This is a genomic window from Streptacidiphilus sp. MAP12-16, assembly GCF_041262165.1.
GTDB lineage: Bacteria > Actinomycetota > Actinomycetes > Streptomycetales > Streptomycetaceae > Streptacidiphilus.
Genome location: NZ_JBGCBY010000003.1, coordinates 355805 through 376854, shown reverse-complemented (window position 1 = coordinate 376854; position 21050 = coordinate 355805). Strand labels below are relative to the sequence as shown.

Sequence of the window (21050 nt, the reverse complement as noted above, 5' to 3'; positions counted from 1 at the left end):
CTCAGGGCCCGCGCCGAGGGACCTTAGGGAGCTCACGGATCTCCGCGAGCTCGGCGAGCTCGGCGAGCTCAGACGTGCACGATGTCCGCGGTGATCCCCGCGAACAGGTCGTCCTCGGGCAGCGAGGTGTCCACCAGCGAGCGCGCCAGCTCGTAGTCCTCGGTCGGCCACACGTCCCGCTGGATGTCCAGCGGGACGCGGAACCACGGGCCGTCCGGGTCGATCTGCGTGGCGTGCGCGATCAGCGCCCGGTCACGCACCGCGAAGTACTCCCCGCAGGGCACCTTCGTGGTGATCTCGCGCGGCTTGCGGTCGCTGTCGTCCCAGCGCTCGATCCACTCCTTGTACGGGGACTCCAGGCCGCGTTCGTGCATCGCGGCGTCCAGCGCCTTGATCCGCTCCAGCGAGATGCCCTGGTTGTAGTACAGCTTCAGCGGCTGCCACGGCTCCCCCGCGTCCGGAAACGCGTCCGGGTCACCCGCCGCCTCGAACGCCGCCATCGAGATGGTGTGCGTCATGATGTGGTCGGGATGCGGGTAGCCGCCGTTCTCGTCGTACGTGGTGATCACATGCGGGCGGAACTCCCGGATCAGCCGCACCAGCGCCTCGGCGGCGACCTCCACCGGCTGCAGCGCGAAACAGCCCTCGGGAAGCGGGGGCAGCGGGTCGCCCTCGGGCAGACCCGAGTCGACGAATCCCAGCCACGCCTGCTTCACCCCGAGGATCTCGCGGGCGGCTTCCATCTCCTTCGCCCGCACCTCGTGGATGTTCTCCTCGATCCAGGGGTCGCCCTGGAGCTTGGGGTTGAGAATCGAACCGCGCTCGCCCCCCGTGCAGGTCGCCACCAGTACGTCGACGCCGCGCGCCACGTACGAGGCCATGGTCGCCGCGCCCTTGCTGGACTCGTCGTCCGGGTGCGCGTGTACCGCCATCAGTCGCAGCTGCTCAGTCAACGCCCCAAAGCCCTTCGTCGGTAATGACTCCTTCTATAGTGACGGACTGGGAGCCGCGCACATTCCGCGATCTCGCAGAGAACCACCGAAAGTCCCGGAGGGAAGGCGAAAGTCGGATGAGTACTCCGACCAAGGTCGCAGTGCCGGCGGGCCGCTACGGCGCGGACCCGGCGCAGTCGGACCGCCGCTGGCGCCGCGCCCACCTCGCGTTCGCGGTGCTGTTCGTGCTGCTCATCGGGGGCGTCGGAGCCTCGTACGTGCTGCAGTCGCAGGTGAGCGGCGAGATCGTTTCGTTCCAGGTGGTCTCCGGCTCCGAGGTGCAGCTCCACCTGGAGGTGTCCAAGCCGGGCGGCAGCGCCGCCAGCTGCACCGTCCGCTCCCGGGACATCAACGGCAACGAGGTGGGCCGGGTCACCGTGCCGATACCCAAGGCGCCGAGCGAGTACGACACCATCGTGACGCTGCGCACCAACGGCCCCGGGACGACCGGCGAGCTCGTCGGCTGCTCCTGAACCTCCCGATACGTCCGCGATGCGTCCCTGATGCGTGCCTGATACGCCAGGGCTTCGCCTCAGCCCCGGACATTGTTAAGCTGCTGGTTTCGCCCCTTCCCGGGACCACGTCGGTGCACGTCACCGGCACGTCGACCGGAAGTGGGCGTTGTCTGTACCAGCCTGACATCCATGTACCTACGAGGAGCACCTGTGACCCAGACCAGCGAAAACGTCACCTGGCTCACCCAGGAGGCGTACGACCAGCTCCGCGCCGAGCTGGAGCACCTGTCTGGTCCTGCACGCGCCGAGATCACGCAGAAGATCGAGGCCGCCCGCGAGGAGGGCGATCTCAAGGAGAACGCCGGCTACCACGCGGCGCGTGAGGAGCAGGGCAAGATGGAGCTGCGGATCCGCCAGCTCAACCAGCTCCTGGAGCGCGCCCAGGTCGGCGCGGCCCCCGCCGACAACGGCGTGGTCGGCCCCGGCATGGTCGTCGTGATCGCCTGGGGCGGCGACGAGGACGACACCACGACCTTCCTGCTGGGCTCCCGCGAGGCGGCCTCCGACGACCTGGAGACCTACTCGCCGCAGTCCCCGCTGGGCCGCGCGATCGACGGGCGCAAGGTCGGCGAGAGCGCCACCTACGAGCTGCCCAACGGCCGCAAGGCCACGGTCAAGATCCTCTCGGCGAAGCCCTACCAGGGCTGAACCCCCCGTTCGCCCCCCGAGTACCGCTCCGCCGCCGGCCCGCCTCAGCCCACGGCGGAGCGGTACTTGCGCACCGAGAGCCACGAGAACAGCACGACGATCAGCAGCGACCAGCCGATCGACACGCCGATGGCGTGCTGCATCGACCACTGCGTCGGGCCCGGTCCCGGCGGCAGGTTGCCGAACAGCCGACGGGCCGCCTGGACCGTCGCGCTGAAGGGGTTCCAGTAGGCGATCGCCTGCAACCAGCCCGGCATACTGCTCACCGGCACGAAGGCGTTCGACACGAACGTCAGCGGGAACAGCCAGATCAGGCCGGCCGACGTCGCCGCCTCGGGGCTGCGCACGGAGAGGCCGATCAGCGCGCCGATCCAGGAGAACGCGTAGCCGAGCAGGAGCAGCAGCAGGAATCCGGCCAGCGCCTCCGGGACCCCCTTGGTGAAGCGCCAGCCGATGATGTAGGCGACCAGTCCGAGCACCACCAGGGTGAGCGCGGTCTGCACCAGGTCGGCCATGGTCCGGCCGACGAGGACGGCGGAGCGGGCCATCGGCAGCGAGCGGAACCGGTCCACCAGCCCCTTGGTCATGTCCTCGGCGATCCCGGCGGAGGCCCCTGCGGTGGCGAAGGTCACTGTCTGCGCGAAGATGCCGGCCATCAGGAACTGCTTGTAGTCCATGCCGGGGACGGCGATCGCGCCGCCCATCACGTAGCTGAACAGCAGCACGAACATCACCGGCTGCATCAGCCCGAAAACCACGATCTCCGGGATGCGGGTCATCCGGCGCAGGTTGCGCTTCGCGACGACCCGGGAGTCACGCAGGCTCTGCACCGCCCCGCCGCGGTGCTTCGGGGCGAGGGAACCGATCGCACCGGTGGTCGCAGCCGACATCAGACGTCCTTCCGCTTGCTCGTGTCGCCCTTGCTCTTGCCGCCGTTGCTCTTGCCGCCGTTGGTCTTGCCGCCGTTGCTCTTGTCGTCCTTGCTGCTGTCGCTCGTGCCGTCTCCGTTGCCCTCGTCGTCCCCCAGGGTGTGGTGGCCGGTGAGGGAGAGGAAGACGTCGTCCAGGGTGGGTCGGCGCAGGCCGATGTCGCTGATCACGATGTCGCGCGCGTCCAGCTCCCGGATCACGTCCGCGAGCACGGTCGCGCCGCCGCTGACCGGGACGGTGATGCGGCGGGTGTGCTGCTCGACGGTCGGATCCCCCTTGGCGAAGGGGGTCAGCGCCTCGACCGCCTCGGCCAGGACGGCGGAGTCCTGCACGACGACCTCGACGCGCTCGCCGCCGATCTGCGCCTTGAGCTGGTCTGCGCTGCCCCGGGCGATGACCTTGCCGTGGTCGACCACGGCGATGTCGTGGGCGAGGCGGTCCGCCTCCTCCAGGTACTGGGTGGTGAGCAGCAGCGTGGTGCCCTCGCCGACCAGGGTCTCGATGACCTCCCACAGCGCCATCCGGTTGCGGGGGTCGAGGCCGGTGGTGGGCTCGTCCAGGAACATCACCGGGGGTCGGACGACCAGGGCCGCGGCGAGGTCGAGGCGGCGGCGCATGCCGCCGGAGTAGGTCTTGGCGGTGCGGTTCGCGGCCGCGGAGAGGTCGAACCACTCCAGCAACTCCACCGCGCGTGCCTTGGCGTCGCGCGCGCTCATCTGGTAGAGCTCGCCGACCATCTGCAGGTTCTCACGGCCGGTCAGGTACTCGTCGACGGCGGCGTTCTGGCCGGAGAGCCCGATCAGACTGCGGACCCGGTTGGGGTGCTTGAGCACGTCCACCCCGGCCACCACGGCGTGCCCGGAGTCAGGCTTGAGCAACGTGGTGAGGACCCGGACGGTGGTGGTCTTGCCGGCGCCGTTGGGGCCGAGCAGACCCAGAACGGTCCCCTCCGGCACGTCCAAGTCGACTCCGTCCAGGGCCCGTACGTCCCCGAAGGTCTTCACCAGTCCCTCGGCCGATATGGCTCCCGCCATCTCCCACTCCCTCGAGCTCCGACGCGTTGACCTCAGCTTCGCTCCAGCTTCCGCTGCACGGAGACGGCCCGCGACACAGCTCAGCTCTGCTGGAGAATCGTGTAGCCCGCCTCACGCAGCTCCGACACTACGGCGTCGCAGTGTTCGGGGCCCTTGGTTTCCAGATGTAGATCCACCTCGGCCTCGCCCAGGTCGAGCTTGGGGTCGGTGCGGACGTGGGCGACGTCCACCACGTTCGCGTCGACCCGGCTGAGCACACCGAGCAGCGTCGCCAGCGCGCCGGGCCGGTCGGTGATCCGCAGCCGCAGCGAGAGGTAGCGCCCTGCGGCGACCATGCCGTGCCGCAGCACGCGCTGCAGCAGCAGCGGATCGACGTTGCCGCCGGACAGGATGGCCACCACCGGGCCTTCGATCTCCGCTCCGTGTTCGAGCAGCGCGGCGACGGTGCTGGCCGCCGCGGGTTCGACGACGAGCTTGCAGCGTTCCAGGCAGATCAGCAGGGCGCGGGCGAGCGACGTCTCGCTGACGGTCAGCACGCCGTCCGCCAGCTTGTTGATGATCTCGAACGGGATGTCCCCCGGACGGCCCACCTGGATGCCGTCCGCCATGGTGGAGAAGCCCTCCAGGCTGACCGGTCGTCCGGCGCGCAGCGACGGCGGGTACGCGGCCGCACCGGACGCCTGGACGCCGATGACGCGCACGTCAGGGCGGAGGTTCTTGACGGCGGTGGTGACCCCGGCCAGCAGTCCGCCGCCGCCCACCCCGACCAGGATGGTGCGGACCTCGGGGCACTGCTCCAGGATCTCCAGCCCGACGGTGCCCTGCCCCGCTACCACGTCCTGGTGGTCGAACGGGTGGATGACGACGGCGCCGGTCGTCTCCGCGTAGGCCAGCGCGGCGGCGAGGGTCTCGTCGAAGTTCTCCCCGTGCAGCCGGACCTCGGCCCCGTAGTCCCGGGTGGCCGCGACCTTGGGCAGCGGCGCGGCGATGGGCATGAACACCGTGGCGCGCACGCCGAGGACCGTCGCGGCCAGGGCCACGCCCTGCGCGTGGTTGCCGGCACTGGCAGCGACCACACCGGCGGCGCGCTCCACCGGGCTGAGCCCGGCGATCCGCACGTACGCGCCGCGCAGCTTGAACGATCCGGTGCGCTGCAGGTTCTCGCACTTGAGGTGAACCGGCGCACCGATCAGCCCGGAGAGGTGGCGGCTGCCCTCCATCGGGGTCACCCGGGCCACCCCCGCCAGCATCTTGTGGGCACCGCGGATGTCGTCGAGTGTGATCGACGTGATCGGCATGGTTGACCTGGAGTTCATGGGGTTCAGCGTAGGGCGTTCCACCGATAGTCTCGGAGAAGCTCAGCGGAACGACAGATCGTGACCACCATGACCAGAGAAGACAGCGCGCAAGCGACGGTGCAGGGCACCGTGGACCGCGAACTGCACGACCGGCTCCAGTACCAGGTCGCGATCTTCGCGCGCCGGGTCGAACAGGTGCGCATGGGCGGCGTCGGTGATCAGCGGAACTCCATGGACCGCGCGGCGTTCCTGCTCTTGAACCGGCTGGACTGGACCGGCGCGGTGGGCGTGAAGGCGCTGGCCCAGGCCATGGGGATCGACTCGTCGACGGTGACCAGGCAGGTCGCGCCGCTGGTGGACTGCGGCCTGGTGGAGCGGGTGCCGAACCCGGACGACGGTCGGGCGGTGCTCCTCGAGCTGTCCCCACGTGGGCGGGAACGGCTCGAGGAGGTACGCGTCTCACGGCAGTTGTTGATGCGTCAGCTGCTCGCGGAGTGGCCTGAGCCGGACCAGGAGCAGTTCTGCGAGCTGCTGACGCGGTTCAACCTGGCGATGCAGGGCTTCAAGCACTGACCGCCGGCTACTTCAGTGCCTCAGTGAGGTCTGCGAGCAGGTCGTCCACGGCCTCGATGCCGACGGAGAGCCGCACCAGGTCCGCCGGGACCTCCAGCGCCGAACCGGCCACTGAGGCGTGCGTCATCCGTCCCGGGTGCTCGATCAGCGACTCCACGCCGCCCAGCGACTCGCCGAGGGTGAACAGCTGCGCCCGGTTGCACACCTGCAGCGCCGCCTCCTCGCCGTCCTTGTGGCGGAACGACACCATGCCGCCGAACGCCTTCATCTGCTTGGCGGCGATCTCGTGGCCCGCGTGCTCCGGCAGCCCCGGGTAGAACACCTGCGCGACCTTGGGGTGGCCGACCAGGAAGTCGGCAACGCGGGTGGCGTTCTCGCTGTGCCGGTCCATGCGCACGCCGAGCGTCTTGATGCCGCGCAGCACCAGCCAGGCATCGAACGGGCCCGCGACCGCGCCCATCGCGTTCTGGTGGTAGGCCAGGTCCTCGCCGAGGGCGGCGTCGTCGGTGACCAGGCCACCGCCGACGACGTCCGAGTGGCCGCCCATGTACTTGGTGGTGGAGTACACGACGACGTCCGCGCCCAGCGCCAGGGGCTGCTGCAGGTAGGGGCTGGCGAAGGTGTTGTCGACCACGAGCTTCGCGCCCGTGTCGTGGGCGATGTGCGCGATCGCGGCGATGTCGGTGATGCCGAGCAGCGGGTTGCTCGGGGTCTCCACCCAGATGACCTTGGTGTTGGGCCGAACGGCGGCCCGTACCGCCTCCGGGTGGTGGGTGTCGGCGACGGACCATTCCACGCCCCAGCGCGACAGCACCTTGGAGAACAGGCGGAAGGTGCCGCCGTAGGCGTCGTTGGGGATGACGATGTGGTCCCCGGGCTTGGTCACCGTCCGCAGCAGGCAGTCCTCGGCGGCGAGGCCGGAGGCGAAGGCCAGGCCGCGACGGCCGCCGTCGAGGGCGGCGAGGTTCTGCTCCAGCGCGGTACGGGTCGGGTTCGCGGAGCGGCTGTACTCATAGCCGCCGCGCAGGCCGCCGACGCCGTCCTGCTTGTATGTCGAGACCTGGTAGATGGGGGTGACCACGGCCCCGGTCTGCGGATCGGCCTCCTGCCCGGCGTGGATGGCCAGGGTCTCGAAGGCGAAGTTGGGCTCGTGAGGGTGCTCAGTGCTCATGAGTCCCGAGCGTAGACCGAAACCGCTGTTCGAGTCGGCCAGCAGGCCGCTACGATCCCCACTCTTGTATGTCCGCGTGTGTCCTCGCGTGCGCTTCGGCTCGCACGCGCGCCCGAGGGGGGCTCGTTCATCCATGCGTACGTCCGTTCGCGCCGTCCAGGCGCTGGTCCTGCTGGCAGGCTTCTACCTGATCGCGCTCGGCGCCCTGGCCGCGATCGCCGTCGTCGACGTGCTGGTGCTGACGCATCTGGACTCCGGTTCTGGTCCCGGTAGTTCGGGTCTGGGCAGTTCGGGTCTGGGCGCGGCGAAGCTCGTCCTGTTCAGCTTCGTCGTGGCCGTTCCGCTGGTGCGCGGCGTCTTCCTGGTCCGCCGCCCCAAGGACGAGGCTCCGCCCGGCGTGAGTGTCACCGAGCGGCAGCAGCCGGAGCTGTGGCAGCGGGTACGGGACCTGGCGGAACAGGTCGGCACCCGAGCCCCCGACGAGATCCGGCTCATCCCCGCCGTCAACGCCGCCGTCAGCGAGAATCCGCGCTTCCTCGGGCTGGTCCCCGGCCACCGGCGGATGCTGGTCGGAGTGCCGCTGCTCATCGGGCTGACCGAGCCCCAGCTGGAAGCGGTTCTCGCGCACGAGCTGGGCCACTACAGCAACCGTGACACCAGGCTCGCCGGGATCACCGTGCGGGGACGGCAGAGCCTGCTCACGGTCGTGCAGCACGCCAGGGCGGGCGGCCGGAACATCACTGCGAGCCTCTTCACGGCTTACGCCAAGCTCTACTTCAGGGTCTCGGAATCGGTCGGGCGCCGCCAGGAGCTCGCCGCCGACCTGGCCGCCGCCCGCATCGCCGGAAGGGACCATGCGGCGGGCGCGCTGCGCCAGCTTCCAGCCCTGGACGCGGCCTACGACTTCTACCTGCAGCGCTACGCGGGCGTCGGCTGGGATGCGGGTCTGCTGCCGCTGGCCGAGGAGTTCTACGGCGGCTTCCGGTCGCTGCTGTCGTCCTCGCAGCGCCAGGAGGAGCTGGACAGGCTGCGGTCGGAGCCGCCGGTCCAGGAGACCTCGCCGTACGACTCGCACCCGCCGATCGCCCAACGGGTCGCCGAGTTGGAAGCGCTGCCTGCCGACGGCCGGGCGGTGACCGGCCTGGAGGCCCCCGCGCTTTCCCTGCTGCGCGACGTCGAGCCGCTGTTCGCGGCCGTCGGGGCGGCGGCGCTGCCACCGAAGGCGGCAGGCAAGCGTCCCGTCCCCTGGGACGAGCTGGCGCGCGGCGCGGGCCGGGCGGCGCTGGTCAAGGAGGGCGCCGTCGCCACGGAGGCCTTCCGCCTCGCGCTCAGCCGTCCACTGAACGGTCTCGCCGACCTTCTCGGCGCGGTCGACGCCGGCCGGCTGGACGCCATCGCCGCCCAACTCCCCAAGCGCACCACGACCGCCGCCCCGCAGGGGCGCGACGCGGCGGCGGCCGCTTTCCGCCCCCTGGTCCTGCTGGCGCTGGTCGACGCCGGACGGGCGACGTTCGCGCAGTCGTGGGAGCAGCCGCTCCATATCGAATTCGACCCGCCCACCCTCGGCGACGCACTGAAGCTCGCTCTCGACGCAGCCATCGCCACCCCGCCCGACACCGCGCCCCTGCGCGCGCTGCTCGGCACTCCGCTCGATTGAGTGAAGGCGAGAATAGGGGGCCGGCTGTCGGTGGTGCTTCTGGGGCGCGGAGCGCACGTTCTGGCAGGTCCGGGGCGCGAAGTCTGCAGCGGCCACACGGGCCACACCGAGGCCGTCCGCGTGGTCTTCGACCCCGCGCTGGTGACCTACGAGGAGCTCGTCAAGGTCTTCTGGGAGGCCCACGACCCCACCCAGGGCTTCCGCCAGGGCAGCGACCGCGGCACCCAGTACCGCTCCGCGATCTACCACCACTCCCCCGCCCAGCTCGCCGCAGCCACCGACGGCTCGTGCCCTACCGGCATCGCCTCAACAGACGGCTGAGGCCGCGCGAGGGATCAAGCCCATCTGCCGGAGGCCTGCGACAGATGCGAGCCGCCCGGCGAGGGTGGCTCGCCGGGCGGCTCGGGTGGTCAGTGGTTGTGGTCAGTGGATGTGGTCAGAAGTTCGTGGAGAGGCCCTCGAGGTCGCCGAGCAGGTCGATGGTGCCGGTGCTGTGGTTGGTGATCACGAGCTTGCCGGTCTTCGCGGGCACCAGCACCAGGTTCGAGACGCTCTGCCCTGTGGTCCAGTTGGCGTTGGAGACAAAAGGCGGTGTCGTCCCGTAGGGGTAGACCGCGAGGTACCCGGTGCCCTTGGTGTCCAGCACGGTGAGGTTCAGCGCGACCGCCTTGGGGTCGGAGCCCCAAAGGCCGTACACGTTGTCGATGTTGACGGTCAGGGAGGCGCCGGCTGCCAGCGGCGTCGGTCCGGTGGGGACCCCGCTCTGGGCAACGGTGTTGAGGATCCGGTTCGGTGTCATCAGATTGAAGGTGGAGAGCCCACCCGGGCTGAAGTAGCCCTCCAGGTCGGCGATCACATGGGTGTTGCCGGAGTGGTTGAAGAAGTCGATCTTTCCATTGTGCACCGGCACGATGACCAGGTTGGGGATCGTCTGGCCTGCGGAGAAGTTGAGGTTGGAGACGACGGGTCGAGTGATCCCGTCCGGGTAGACAGTCAGGTAGCCGTCGCTGCTGGGCTGGGTGACGGTCACGTTCAGCACTACCGCCGTGGCGCTTGCGGGGACGCCGTTGCTCCCGGTGACGGGCAGGACCACGGTCCCACCGGGGCCGATCGGGCGGGTTCCGGGCACGCCCTTGGCGGCGCGGGTGTCCAGGACGCGGACCGGCCCCGTGGTGGTGTAGCCGTTCGGTGCGGTCTGCGAGAAGTAGCCCTCCAGGTCCGCCACGATGTGGACACTGCCGGAGCTCATGTTGGTGAAGGTGATCGTGTCGCTGCCGGCCGGGACCGTCACCACGTTGGAGACGTTCTCGCCCTTGCTCCAGGTCAGGTTGGTCGCGGCGATCTGGTCGATCGTGGTCGGATTCCCCCCGCCGTCGTAGGGATGCGTCGGGGTGACCTTGAGCGTCCCGCTCGCGCTGCCGCCGGTCACTGTCACGTTCAGGGCGACGGCGTCGGCACCGGCCGGGATCTTGTTGGTGCCGTTGAGGTCGATGGTGACCGCACCGCCGGGCGCGACCGGCGTGGACGTGCCGACCCCGATGTCGGCACGGGTGTCGAGCACACGCACGGGCGACACAGGCGCGTAGGAGTTACCGGTGCTCATCTCGGTGGCACCGCGGTCGTAGTAGCCCACGCCGGTACCCGTGTTGGGGACGGAGCGCACGTCCACCCGCGGGTTGCCGCGGACGTCGGTGCTGAGCTCACCGGGCGCGTTGGCGTCGGCGGAGTCCACGGCGACGAAGTTGGTGGAGGAGTTGCCCACCGCGCCGGTGTCGCCGAGCATGTCGTGCGAACCCTGGCCGCTGGCCGCGGCGAAAGCGGCGGCGGTGGTGTAGGTGTGCGCACCCCACAGGTATGCGGGTCCGCCGCTCTTTGTCCCGAGGAAGTTGTACGCGACCTTTGTCCCGGTGGTCGATCCGGTCGGCACGGCCACCTCGGTGTCCTGGGAACCGGCCGGGCATGCCGCGTCACCGGGGCTGCCGAGGGCGGCCGTGTCCACGATGTTGTTCTCGATCACCCCGTTGGGGGACGAACCGTCGAACTGGATCCCGTTGTTGCACGAGCTGGTGACGGTGTTGCTGGTGACCACCGTGCCCGGAGCCGTCGCCACGGAGACGCCGGCGGGTTGCAGGGTGTTCACGGTGTTCGTGGTCACCACCGTGCCGCTGGAGCCGGACACGGCCAGCCCGGTCAGGGTGAGCACATTGCGCTCGACGGTGACGTTCTGGGACCCGGCGGTCACCGCGATCGAGTCGGATTGGCCAACGGGGCTGAAGCTCTCGACCACCACGTGCTGGGCGCCCTTGACCAGGATGCCGTGGGTCGTGTAGGTCGACGGGTCGCTCGCGTTGCCGATCTGGGGCAGTGCGCTGCCCGTGTTGAACGGTCCGGGCAGTCCCTCGAAGGTGATCGGGGCGGCGGCGGTACCGGAGCGGGTGATGTCCAGTTCCTGCGGGTAGGTTCCGGAAGAGACCAGCACGGTCTGGCCGGGCTGGACGACCGCCGCGGCGGCGACGACGGTGCAGTACGGCTGGGCCTGAGTACCGGTGCCCTGGTCGCTGCAGTTCGCTCCGGTGGCATTGTTCACGTACAGAGTGCCCGCGACGGCGTGGGCGGCGGTGCCGGTCAGCCCGGGCAGCGCCAGCGCGGCGCCGAGCAGCAGCGCGGCGGGTGGTGCGATTCGTTTGCGGCGCAAGAGAGTTCCCCAGGGCAATCGATGTGAAGAGCGGAGAGAGGCGCGGCGGTGCTGGTCAGGGTGCGAAGTAGCCCGCGTAGTCACCGATCACGTGGACCGTGCCGACGTGGTTGAAGATGCCGACCTTTCCGTCCGCGCCCACGGGAACCATCACCTGGTTGGAGACGGTCTGACCGGCCACCCAGTTGAGGTCGGACGCGGTCGGCCGTGCGGTGCCGTCCGGGTACACGGTGAGGTAGCTCCCCGCCGTCGGCCGGGTCACCGTCATGTTGAGCACGACCGAGCTCACCTTGTCGCCCTGGTTCACGAACTGGGAGTTGAGCGGCAGGACGGAGATCGCCGCACCAGCCCCCAGCGGGCTGGTGGTCGGAACGCCGAGCGCGGTCCTGGTGTCGAGGAAGTTGAAGCCGTTGGCCGGATGAAAGGTCTGCACGGAGTTGGGTCCGTAGTAGCCAGCCACGTCGGCGACGAGGTGCACGCTGCCGGTGTGGTTGTAGAAGGTGACCTCGCCGTTGGCTCCGACCGGCACGATCACCTGATTCGGCAGCGTCTGCCCCGCACTCAGGTTGAGGTTGGACACGGTCGGACGGCTCTGCCCGTTCGGGTACGCGGACACATACGTGTCCGCCGTGGGCTGCGTCCCGGTCAGGTTCAGGACGACTGCGGTGGCGTCGGCGGGCACGCCGCCCACCTGGGTGACGGGCAGTGAGATGCTCCCATTGGCCGGGACGGGCGTGGTGGTGGGCACACCCACCGCGAGGCGGGTGTCCAGGATCCGGCTCGGCGGCAGCGAACTGAAGCCACTGCGGCCGTCCATGGCGTAATAGCCGGACAGGTCCGCGACGATGGACACGGTCCCCGCACTGTGGTTGGTGAACGCGACGCTGTTCTCGTAGATCGGGACGGTGACCAGGCTGGAGACGAAATGCCCCTTGCTCCAGGTCAGGGTCGAGAGCAGGGGTCCGCCCATCTGGATGCCGGAGTATGCGGCGTAGGCGGACAGGTATCCGTCCGCGCTGGTGTCGGCCACGGTGACATTGAGGACGACGGCGAGGTTCTGGACATTGGTGGGAATGCCGTGCGTGCCTGCCAGCGGCAGGGTCACGGTGGCGCCGGGCGCGACCGGGACGGAGGTGGGCACGCCGACGGCGGACCGGGTGTCCAGCACGCGGACCGGGGCGACCGGGGTGTACGAGGAACCGACGTTGGCGAACTCGTTCGCGCCGCGGTCGTAGTAGCCCACGCCGGTGCCCGTGTTGGGCACGGTCCTGATATCCACGCGCGGCTGCCCGGCGACGTCGGTGGCCGTCTCGCCGGGCGCGTTGGCGTCGGCGGAGTCGACCACCGGTGACTTGCGGTCGGGGGAGCCCCCGTTCCCGGCGATCAGCGGGTCGGCGACGATGTCGTGCGAGCCCTGCCCGCTCGCCTTCGCGAAGGCTGCGACGGTTGAATAGCTGGTTCCGGCCCAGGAGTAGGCCGGGCCGCCGCTCTTCGGGTCGATGACGTTGTAGGCGACCGAGGTGCCGCTGGTCGAGCCGGCGGCGACGGTGATCCCGGTGTCGCTGGAACCAGCCGCGCAGGCCTGAGCCGGGGCCGTCTCGTACTGCGCGGCCTCGATCACGTTGTTCTCGACGCTTGCTCCGGTGGACGCCCCAGCCAGCACCAGCGCCGGTGCACAGCCTGACTCCAGGGTGTTGCCGGTGATCACGGTGCCCGGTGCGTCCGTGACAGTGATCGAGTTCATGCCGCTGGTGGGGAGCAGGTTGGTGCTGAGGACGGTTCCGGTGGCGCCGGCGCCGACGTCGATGCCTCGGCGGCCCGCGTCCTGGAACTGGTTCTGGCTGACGGTGACCCGGGTGGACGTCCCGGCGATCTGGACCTGCGGAACGTCCGTGGTCACGCCCATGATCCAGTTGCGCTGAACAATCACGTCCGAGGAGTTCTCCACGCGGACGTCACCGCTGTCGGCACTGGTGGTGAGTCCTTGGACTACGACGTGCTGGGCTCCGCTGATCTTCACCGCGTAGGCGATCGACTTGCCGCCGCCCCCGAGGGTGTCGCCCACGCCGACGGCGTAGCCCCCGCCGGTGCCCGGCGCGGACTGCTCACCCGCGAAGGTGATCGGCGCGCTGGCCGTCCCGGAGCGGGTGATGTCGACCTCTTCGTTGTATCCCTGCCCGGGCGCGATGCTGACGGTCTGTCCGGGGAGGACGACTGCTGCGGCGGCCGAGATGGTGCAGTACGGCTGGGCCTGCGTGCCGGTGCCCTGGTCGCTGCAGTGGGCGCTCGTGCCGTTGTCGACGTACAGCACGGTCGGCGTTGCCGCGGCAGCCTGTGCCGCGAGGCCGGGGAGCCCGAGGGCGGTGGCGAGCGCGGCGATGGCCAGTCCGGCGGATCTGCGATGCGGCAAGAGAGTTCCCCCAGGTTAGGCATTGATATTCGGCCGCACAGTATCCCGTCCGGTGATCCTCCCGGGTAAGATCTCGGTGCGAACCATGCGCTTGAGGTTTGGGGACGATGCGCTCTGGTCGGATCGCGGGGGAAAGCCCCGGGACCTGCCGGAAAGGTGTGAGTCTGACGGTACGTCCGAATTTGCGGCAGGGCCTTTGAGGCCGAAGGCCATGCGGGTGATCAAGCGGATCTCGGTAACGGAGGCGCACCGAAATCCCCTGGCCACGGTCGACTTCGAGGGGGGACGATCAACGCCAGTTTGGCTTCGCTCAGCGAGTTCTGAACGGCGAGGAATACAAGAGCCTCGCCTCGTTCGGACGCCCTTTGCCTGCCACCGCCGAACGTGCGGCAGAGCCCGAGTGCGGACACACTCCACCAAGACAACGGTCGGGGTGTCAGTGGGCGCTGCTAACTTCCTGCGCCATGGGTAACTTCGGTGGACTACTCGTGGCAAGATCTACTTCTCCGGTGGCTGAGCTGGCGGCCTCAGCCGGATTCGGCGAACCGCTCGAGGTCAGAGCGATCGCGGACGGATGGCAGGTCGTCGAATTTGGCAAGGCGAACGAACTCGGCCCGATGGTGAGTGTGCTGGCCCAAGCCACAGGCACGCCGACGATCGCGGCGATGTTCCTGGACAGCGACTGCGGGTTCGTCCATGCGGCAACACCCGATGGCCGTAGCTGGGAGGCGCTTCTCGATCGGGCGATGTGCGAGGAGTACGAGGCGCCGCTGGACAGGTTTCCCGTCGAACGTGCAGTGTCCGACTCGCTGGCCTGGTCAGCGGCAGCGGGCCTGACTCCCGATCAGGAGGTGCTCACGCGCGCCCTGACCGACTCGATGACCTTCGCGGAGTCCCTGTTCAGTGTCCTGCTGGTCGGCCTCGGCATACCGGGCAGCGAGCTCCCCAACGAGACGGACTGACGGCATCGTCCAGTCGCAGGGGTCGGTCACCGGTTGAGGTGGAGCGCCTGACGCGATGCCGGACCAGGCCCAGTCCTGGTTCAGCCGTGGTCGTGGCTCTCGGCCTGTTTGGCGACCGCTGTCAGCAGCGGTGACAGTTGGTTCTCCAGCCGCTGGAAGTCGGTGCTGTGGCCATCCGACCACTGGGCCATGCCGACGACTACGAGATGGCCGTAGCTGGTGAATGCCTGCACCAGGCCGCTGTCTGCGGGCAGGGAGCGAAGCCCGGAACCCGTCGGTGGGACCTGGACCGCGACCTGGTAGTTGGTGGGATCCGCGCTCAGCGTGCTGACGATGGATATCGCGTCGACCGGATCCTTCATGGTGAAGACCGCGAGATCGTACTCGTTGTTCAAACTGTCTTTGTAGAGGCCGAAGTCGAGACCGAGGCAGCCATGGCCCTGGGTGATCAACCCGGCCAGGGTGGGGCCGACGCTGTCCGCACCGGTACAACTCCTGTCGGCGACGTCAGCGACCCTGGTGTAGCCGGCTATCGCGGCGGGGAAGGCCTGGGCGGGGGTGACGGCCACCGCTGCGGTGTTGGCCTTCGCTGCGGCGTCGGCCCGCGCAGTCGGCTTGGCCGAGTTGACGGCAACCGCTGCGGCCCGCGCCGGGCGCCATGGGCTGAAGCGGTAGGCGCCGACAGCGCCAAGCACCAGGCAGCCGGCCAGGACGATCCATGGCCAGCGCCGACGCCTGCGCGGCCCAGCAGTCGCACGCTCCGCCGCACTGGGTTCGTGGGGGGCATGCTGCTTCTCGTACTCCCTGACGAACTCGTCCCACAGTTCGTCTCCGGTCCCGTGCTTGGTCACGGGCGGACTCTAGTGGCTGCGCAGCAGGTCACTGCCGGAGGGGTACCCACAGTGGGCGACTCGGCTGACCTGATGAGCCATCAGTGATGGTGGCCGCCGCCTGAGTCGTGATGGGAGGGGGAAGGGCTGCTGTCGGAGCTCGGACTCGAGCCGGCGTTCCAACCCGGGTCGTGGTGCCCGTGATGCCCGTGGTGGTGGTGGCCTTCGTGGTGGCCTTCTTGGTGGCCTTCTTGGTGGCCTTGGCCGCCATCGGGCGGCCCACCGTCGGTCCAGACGCCGTACGGGTTCCGGCGCTGCAGGTCTTCGGACTCCGGTAGCCAGTCCAGGTTGCCCGGGTGCCCGTACGGCTGCCCCGGACGACGCTGCCGCGCGGGGGCGCCGCCCGAGCGCAGCGCTGCGCGCAGCGACAGGGTCACGATGAGTGCGACGACGCCGGCGACAACGGCGAAGAAAACCATGAAGAACAGGCCGATCACCACGTGGACCCCTCCCCTTCACCGGCTGGTGCTCCCGCCGGGGTAACTGCACTGTCCCCGGACTTCGGTCGCTCGATACCGCACTTGACCAAGTTCTGAGCTTCGGCCGCCGAGCTCCCGGTTGGCTGGCGGTCAGCGCTGCGACGCCAGGCGGAACGCGGTGTGGCCGAAGGCGACGCGGTCGCCGGGGCGGACGGTGACGGCGCCGATGATGCGGGAGCCGTTGACATGGGTGCCGTTGGTGGAGCCGAGATCGCGGAGAGTCCAGGACTCGCCGTCGCGGTGCAGTTCCGCGTGGACGCGGGACACCGAGTCGTGGCTGAGCTTCAGGTCGGAGCCGGGTAGGCGGCCGATCCGCAGCGTGGGCATCTCCGTGCCGGGCAGCACGAGCGCCGGGAGCCTGGGGTTCTGCCAGGCGCTGCGCGCGCGGACGCCGAAGGCCGAGACCGCGCCGACCGCGCCGAGCGCGAGTCGCGCAAGCCGCCCCTGGCTGGGCAGGTCCGCGGTGAGCTCGTCCAGTTCGTCCCGGCCGCGGGCGGTGAGGGCGAGCTCGATCCGGCGCATGAAGGTGTCCTGCGACAGCCGACCCTGCGCCGAGTGCTCTCGGAGCACCTCGATCGCCTGATCACGCTCGGCGTCCGAGAGCCGCGCCACATGCGTCAGAGGCTCGGGTGTCGTCATGTTTGTGATTGTCTGCCCTTGCTCTGGACACGTCCAGGGGTGTTCCGGGCCGTGCGAGCGGCGGGAGCGGCAGATCAGCGTGATCCGCCCGTTCTCCCGCAGATGGGCCAGGGTTTCGGCGTGGTCGCCGCCGGAGTCCAGGTTAGGCGACGTCCGGCGGGACGTCAGATCGCGCTGCCGGCCTTCCAGCTGGCCCAGTCCATGTTCCAGCCGTTCAGGCCGTTCGCCGGGTCCACGGTCCGGTCACCGGAGTTGACGACCTCGACCACGTCACCGGTGATGGAGCTCTGGTAGAACTTCGCCGCCGGTGTGCTGGGATCGCCCGCGCCCTTGGCGTCGTGCAGGCCCACGCAGCCATGGCTGGTGTTCTGGCTTCCGAAGACGGAGGTGCTGCCCCAGTAGTTGCCGTGGATGAAGGTGCCCGAGGTGGTCAGCCGCTGGGCGTGCGGGACGTCGGAGATGTCGTACTCGCCACCGAGGTTCACGGTCTGCGAGTTCATCCTGGTCTGCAGCAGCTTCTCCGAGATCACCATCTTGCCCCCCCAGGTGGTGTGCTGGGGGCTCCCACCGGATATCGGCCAGGTCTGGGTGACCTGTCCGTCCCGGGTCACGGTCAGCTTCTTGGCCGCGAGGTCGGCCACGCTGGTCTGGCTGCGGCCGATGGTGAAGCTGACGTCCTTGTTCTGCGTCCCGTAGACGCCGGGGGCGCCCGCGACGTCCTTGAGGCGCAGGCTGAGGGTGACCTTGGTGCCGGAGGCCCAGTAGTTCTGCGGTCGGTAGTCGAGCCTGGTGTCGCTGAACCAGTGGCCGACCACCTCGACGCCGGGCAGCGCGGTGACGGTGATGCCCTTCTGGACGGTCGCCTTGTCGCTGATCGGCTTGTTGAACACGATCGACACCGGCATGCCCACGCCGACTGTGGTGGCGTTGTCGGGGGTGAAGATCCCGACGAAGGTCTTGGCGGGGGTCCCGGTGCTGAACGCGGCGTTCTTGGTGGCCTGCACCTTGTCGGAGTCGGCGGCCACGGCGGCGATCCGGTAGCTGGTGCCGGAGCTCAGCTTGCCGGTGCTGGTCCAGCTCTGGTTGTCGGCGGCGAGCTGCCCGGCGACGGCCTTGCCGTCCGCACCCGTGAGGGTGACCGAGCTGAGCGTGCCACTGGTCACGGCGACCTTCACGGGCTGACTGAAGTCCACCTTCTGGCTGCCGTCCGCAGGAGTGACGCTGACGACGGCTTTGGACACCTTGGCGCTCTTCGAGCCGGATCCGGAGCCCGAACCGGAGCCGCCGCAGGCCGCCACGAAGAGCACCGGCGTCGCGGCCAGTCCCGACACCACCGCCCGGCGGCCCCAGGTGCGGCTGGTGCCACCCTCGCCCCTGTCCTGCTGCTGTGCCTGCTGCTGGCCCTGCTCCTGCGCCTGCTGCTCCGCTTCCGCCACGTCATCCGCTCCCTCTTGTCGACCGTCACATCCCGAGAGTCGCCCGGCAAGCCACGCCATCAGATATCCATATGAACATAACCCTGACGACCGACTTGCCCCAATCCGGACAAAACAGCGGGCGACTCCAACACTCCGGAGCCGCCCGCCCTGCCTGTCCGCCACACTGCGAGGCCTGCCCGGCCGCCGCGTGCTACTCGACGCCGTCGCCGGCGTCGGCGTCGTAGAGGTCCCAGTCCTCGTTCTCGGGGTCGTACTCCACCGGCTGAGACTCCCAGGTGGCCTCGGCCAGTTCCACCCCGGGGACGCCCTCCAGCATGGCGACCGGGTCCACGAAGTGGGCGATCGCTCCGGCCGGGTCGATCTCGATGGCCGCGATGGCCTCGCTGCGCTCCTCGTCCTCGAGGAACTCGTCCGCCCTGACCTGCTCCAGGGCGGCGACCTGCAGCGCCTTCTGGTCCACGACCTCCACGATGAGCTCGATCTGCAGCCGGACGTAGCGCGGCTCGTTCTCGGAGTTGCTTGTCATGGATTGAGCCTATCCAACGGAGCCCCGGCTCATTAGCATCGTCCGGACCGTACACGTCGGGGGACGAGGCAGCGTCGCGCTGCGAGAGGGAGCGACATTGAGCGCCCGCCGGCCACTCACCACCACCGCCATCGCCGCAGGCATCGGCACTGTCGCCGCGCTGGCTCTGGGTCCGATCGCCTCCGCCGCCACCACGCAGGCGGCCCACCGCGAGGCGCACCTGGCTGCGGCGCCGCGCAACGGCAGCGGCAGCGGCAGCGAGCAGGCGTTGGCGGACACCGGGGTGGACGCCACCCCGTACGCGCTGGGCGGGGCGGGCTTCCTGGTCGCCGGGGTCGGCATGATCTTCGTCAGCCGGCGTCTCGTCGGCTGACGGCCGGGCCCCGCTCCGGCGGGGCCTCAGCAACACCCCGATGGCAACACCCCGCTCGGGCGACACCGAAAACACCAGCAGGGCCGGCCCCGAGGGGCCGGCCCTGCTCTCTCCGCTGAGTTCCCCCACCCGGGAACGCGGAGTTTGGTGCCGCGGGGACCGCCGCACCCCGGGCCCCGAAGGGCCCAGGGGCGGGACGACGGCGGTCCCCGCGGGCGGGACGCGGCCGGCCGGGTCAGGGCCTTCCGACGCGTCCTGAGGTGACTGCGGCGTCCGGGAGCCGCTCCGGACTGCCACTGTCACCACGCTCGGCTTCTTGCCGTGGTGACAACATTGCCGGGCCGTTGTTAAGCGCGTGCTGCCAGTACGTGTCGCCGGTGTACCAGTTCGGCGCGATTCAGTGAACGCCGTGCGCCGCCATGAAGGCGAGCAGGTCCTGCCGGGTGACGATGCCCTGCGGCTTTCCCTCGATCAGGACGACCGCCGCGTCCGCCTTCTCCAGCACTCCCATCAGCCGGGTCACCGACTCGCCCGAGCCCACTACCGGTAGCGGCATGGACATATGACGCTCGATCAGGTCGTCGAGCTCGAACCGCTTGGAGAACAGTCCGTCCAGCAGGTCACGCTCCACGATGGACCCGATGACCTCACCGGCCATCACATCGGGGTGCCCCGCGCCGGGCGAGACCACGGGCATCTGCGAGACGCCGTACTCGCGCAGAATGTGTACTGCCTCACCGACGGTCTCGTTCGGGTGAATGTGCACGAACTGGGGAATCCCGCCGTGCTCACGAGCGTCCTTACGAGCGAGGACGTCGCCGGCCACCGCCTCCGGGCCGCCCTCGTCCAGGAAGCCGTAGTCCTGCATCCAGTCGTCGTTGAAGATCTTGGAGAGGTAGCCGCGGCCGGAGTCCGGCAGCAGCACCACGACCACGTCGTCCGGGCCGAGCCGCTCGGCGACCCGCAGTGCCGCCACGACCGCCATCCCGCAGGAGCCGCCGACCAGCAGCCCCTCCTCCTTGGCCAGGCGGCGCGTCATCTGGAAGGAGTCCTTGTCCGAGACGGCGACGATCTCGTCCGCGACCTCGCGGTCGTACGCGGTCGGCCAGAAGTCCTCGCCGACGCCCTCGACGAGGTAGGGGCGGCCGGTGCCGCCCGAGTAGACCGAGCCCTCGGGGTCGGCGCCGATGACCTTGACCGCCCCGCCGGAGACGTCCTTGAGGTAGCGGCCGGTGCCGGAGATCGTGCCGCCGGTGCCGACGCCTGCGACGAAGTGGGTGATCCGCCCCTCGGTCTGCTCCCAGAGCTCGGGACCGGTGGAGTGGTAGTGGCTGGCCGGGTTGTTCGGGTTGGAGTACTGGTCCGGCTTCCACGCGCCGGGGGTCTCCCGGACGAGGCGGTCGCTGACGTTGTAGTAGGACTCCGGGTGCTCGGGGGCGACCGCCGTGGGGCAGACCACGACCTCGGCGCCGTAGGCACGCAGCACGTTGATCTTGTCGGTGGACACCTTGTCGGGACAGACGAAGATGCAGCGGTAGCCCTTCTGCTGGGCCACGATCGCCAGGCCGACGCCGGTGTTCCCCGAGGTCGGCTCCACGATCGTGCCACCCGGCTTGAGCTCCCCGGATGCCTCCGCCGCCTCGATCATCCGCATCGCGATGCGGTCCTTCACCGACCCGCCGGGGTTGAAGTACTCCACCTTGGCAAGGACGGTGGCACTGATCCCCTCAGCGACCCTGTTGAGCCGCACAAGTGGGGTGTTACCGACCAGGTCGATGATCGAATCGTGGTACCGCACGGGATCTCCTCCGCGGTTCGCC

19 protein-coding genes and 1 pseudogene are annotated in these 21050 nt (G+C 69.6%); 7 read left to right on the top strand and 13 right to left on the bottom strand.

Features of this window, described 5'->3' with window-relative positions:
* Nucleotides 1-68: 68 nt before the first annotated feature.
* On the bottom strand, nt 69-953 hold the full coding sequence (gene mca, locus ABIA33_RS05590) for a mycothiol conjugate amidase Mca (protein ID WP_370077691.1): 885 nt from the start codon (nt 951-953) through the stop codon (nt 69-71).
* Nucleotides 954-1069: 116 nt separating this feature from the next.
* Between mca and ABIA33_RS05585 the strand changes: the two genes are divergently transcribed.
* Entirely contained in the window at nt 1070-1465 is a 396-nt protein-coding gene (locus tag ABIA33_RS05585) for a DUF4307 domain-containing protein (protein ID WP_370077690.1), read from the top strand.
* A 192-nt stretch (nt 1466-1657) separates the two neighbouring features.
* Nucleotides 1658-2155: a transcription elongation factor GreA gene (gene greA / locus ABIA33_RS05580; RefSeq protein ID WP_370077688.1), complete on the top strand. Its 498-nt coding sequence runs from the start codon at nt 1658-1660 to the stop codon at nt 2153-2155.
* Nucleotides 2156-2199: 44 nt separating this feature from the next.
* Here greA and ABIA33_RS05575 read toward each other — a convergent pair whose 3' ends face one another.
* From ABIA33_RS05575 to ilvA, 3 genes are all read right to left on the bottom strand, one after another.
* Entirely contained in the window at nt 2200-3045 is an 846-nt protein-coding gene (locus ABIA33_RS05575; protein WP_370077685.1) for an ABC transporter permease, read from the bottom strand.
* Nucleotides 3045-4118: an ATP-binding cassette domain-containing protein gene (locus ABIA33_RS05570; protein WP_370077683.1), complete on the bottom strand. Its 1074-nt coding sequence runs from the start codon at nt 4116-4118 to the stop codon at nt 3045-3047. Before ABIA33_RS05570 ends, ABIA33_RS05575 begins: the two co-directional genes overlap by 1 nt.
* 80 nt (nt 4119-4198) lie before the next feature.
* Nucleotides 4199-5434 (bottom strand): threonine ammonia-lyase, encoded by a 1236-nt coding sequence (gene ilvA, locus ABIA33_RS05565; protein WP_370077681.1) that lies wholly within the window; start codon nt 5432-5434, stop codon nt 4199-4201.
* Between the two features lie 69 nt (nt 5435-5503).
* Between ilvA and ABIA33_RS05560 the strand changes: the two genes are divergently transcribed.
* Nucleotides 5504-5989: a MarR family winged helix-turn-helix transcriptional regulator gene (locus tag ABIA33_RS05560; protein WP_370077679.1), complete on the top strand. Its 486-nt coding sequence runs from the start codon at nt 5504-5506 to the stop codon at nt 5987-5989.
* Nucleotides 5990-5996: 7 nt separating this feature from the next.
* Here the strand turns inward: ABIA33_RS05560 and ABIA33_RS05555 are convergent, their stop codons facing one another.
* Complete coding sequence (locus tag ABIA33_RS05555) at nt 5997-7160, bottom strand: cystathionine gamma-synthase (RefSeq protein ID WP_370077677.1); 1164 nt, start codon at nt 7158-7160, stop codon at nt 5997-5999.
* 133 nt (nt 7161-7293) lie between these two features.
* Between ABIA33_RS05555 and ABIA33_RS05550 the strand changes: the two genes are divergently transcribed.
* Entirely contained in the window at nt 7294-8817 is a 1524-nt protein-coding gene (locus ABIA33_RS05550) for a M48 family metalloprotease (RefSeq protein WP_370077675.1), read from the top strand.
* A gap of 34 nt (nt 8818-8851) precedes the next feature.
* Nucleotides 8852-9093 (top strand): annotated as a pseudogene (locus ABIA33_RS05545) (peptide-methionine (S)-S-oxide reductase MsrA); the annotation flags it as partial.
* A 160-nt stretch (nt 9094-9253) separates the two neighbouring features.
* Here the strand turns inward: ABIA33_RS05545 and ABIA33_RS05540 are convergent.
* Both ABIA33_RS05540 and ABIA33_RS05535 read right to left on the bottom strand, forming a co-directional pair.
* On the bottom strand, nt 9254-11512 hold the full coding sequence (locus ABIA33_RS05540; RefSeq protein WP_370077673.1) for a right-handed parallel beta-helix repeat-containing protein: 2259 nt from the start codon (nt 11510-11512) through the stop codon (nt 9254-9256).
* A 55-nt stretch (nt 11513-11567) separates the two neighbouring features.
* On the bottom strand, nt 11568-13922 hold the full coding sequence (locus tag ABIA33_RS05535; RefSeq protein WP_370077671.1) for a right-handed parallel beta-helix repeat-containing protein: 2355 nt from the start codon (nt 13920-13922) through the stop codon (nt 11568-11570).
* Nucleotides 13923-14431: 509 nt separating this feature from the next.
* Here ABIA33_RS05535 and ABIA33_RS05530 point away from each other — a divergent pair.
* The gene (locus tag ABIA33_RS05530) at nt 14432-14884 is read left to right on the top strand and encodes a hypothetical protein (protein WP_370077669.1); all 453 of its coding nucleotides are present in this window, start codon (nt 14432-14434) and stop codon (nt 14882-14884) included.
* Nucleotides 14885-14964: 80 nt separating this feature from the next.
* Here ABIA33_RS05530 and ABIA33_RS05525 read toward each other — a convergent pair whose 3' ends face one another.
* The 5 genes from ABIA33_RS05525 to ABIA33_RS05505 all read right to left on the bottom strand — a co-directional run bounded on the left by ABIA33_RS05525 (nt 14965) and on the right by ABIA33_RS05505 (nt 18857).
* Nucleotides 14965-15735, bottom strand: coding sequence for a hypothetical protein (locus ABIA33_RS05525; RefSeq protein ID WP_370077667.1), 771 nt, complete (start codon nt 15733-15735; stop codon nt 14965-14967).
* Between the two features lie 80 nt (nt 15736-15815).
* Nucleotides 15816-16214, bottom strand: coding sequence for a hypothetical protein (locus ABIA33_RS05520; RefSeq protein ID WP_370077665.1), 399 nt, complete (start codon nt 16212-16214; stop codon nt 15816-15818).
* 129 nt (nt 16215-16343) lie between these two features.
* Entirely contained in the window at nt 16344-16892 is a 549-nt protein-coding gene (locus tag ABIA33_RS05515; protein ID WP_370077663.1) for an FHA domain-containing protein, read from the bottom strand.
* Nucleotides 16893-17056: 164 nt separating this feature from the next.
* Complete coding sequence (locus ABIA33_RS05510) at nt 17057-18226, bottom strand: Ig-like domain-containing protein (protein ID WP_370077776.1); 1170 nt, start codon at nt 18224-18226, stop codon at nt 17057-17059.
* Nucleotides 18227-18521: 295 nt separating this feature from the next.
* A complete protein-coding gene (locus ABIA33_RS05505; RefSeq protein WP_370077661.1) occupies nt 18522-18857 on the bottom strand; it encodes a hypothetical protein in 336 nt (111 codons plus the stop codon).
* 97 nt (nt 18858-18954) lie between these two features.
* On the opposite strand from ABIA33_RS05505, the gene ABIA33_RS05500 reads away from it, so the two are divergent.
* Nucleotides 18955-19230, top strand: a complete 276-nt coding sequence (locus ABIA33_RS05500) for a hypothetical protein (RefSeq protein ID WP_370077659.1) — start codon at nt 18955-18957, stop codon at nt 19228-19230.
* A gap of 397 nt (nt 19231-19627) precedes the next feature.
* Here ABIA33_RS05500 and ABIA33_RS05495 read toward each other — a convergent pair whose 3' ends face one another.
* Nucleotides 19628-21028, bottom strand: coding sequence for a cystathionine beta-synthase (locus tag ABIA33_RS05495; RefSeq protein WP_370077657.1), 1401 nt, complete (start codon nt 21026-21028; stop codon nt 19628-19630).
* Nucleotides 21029-21050: the final 22 nt, after the last annotated feature.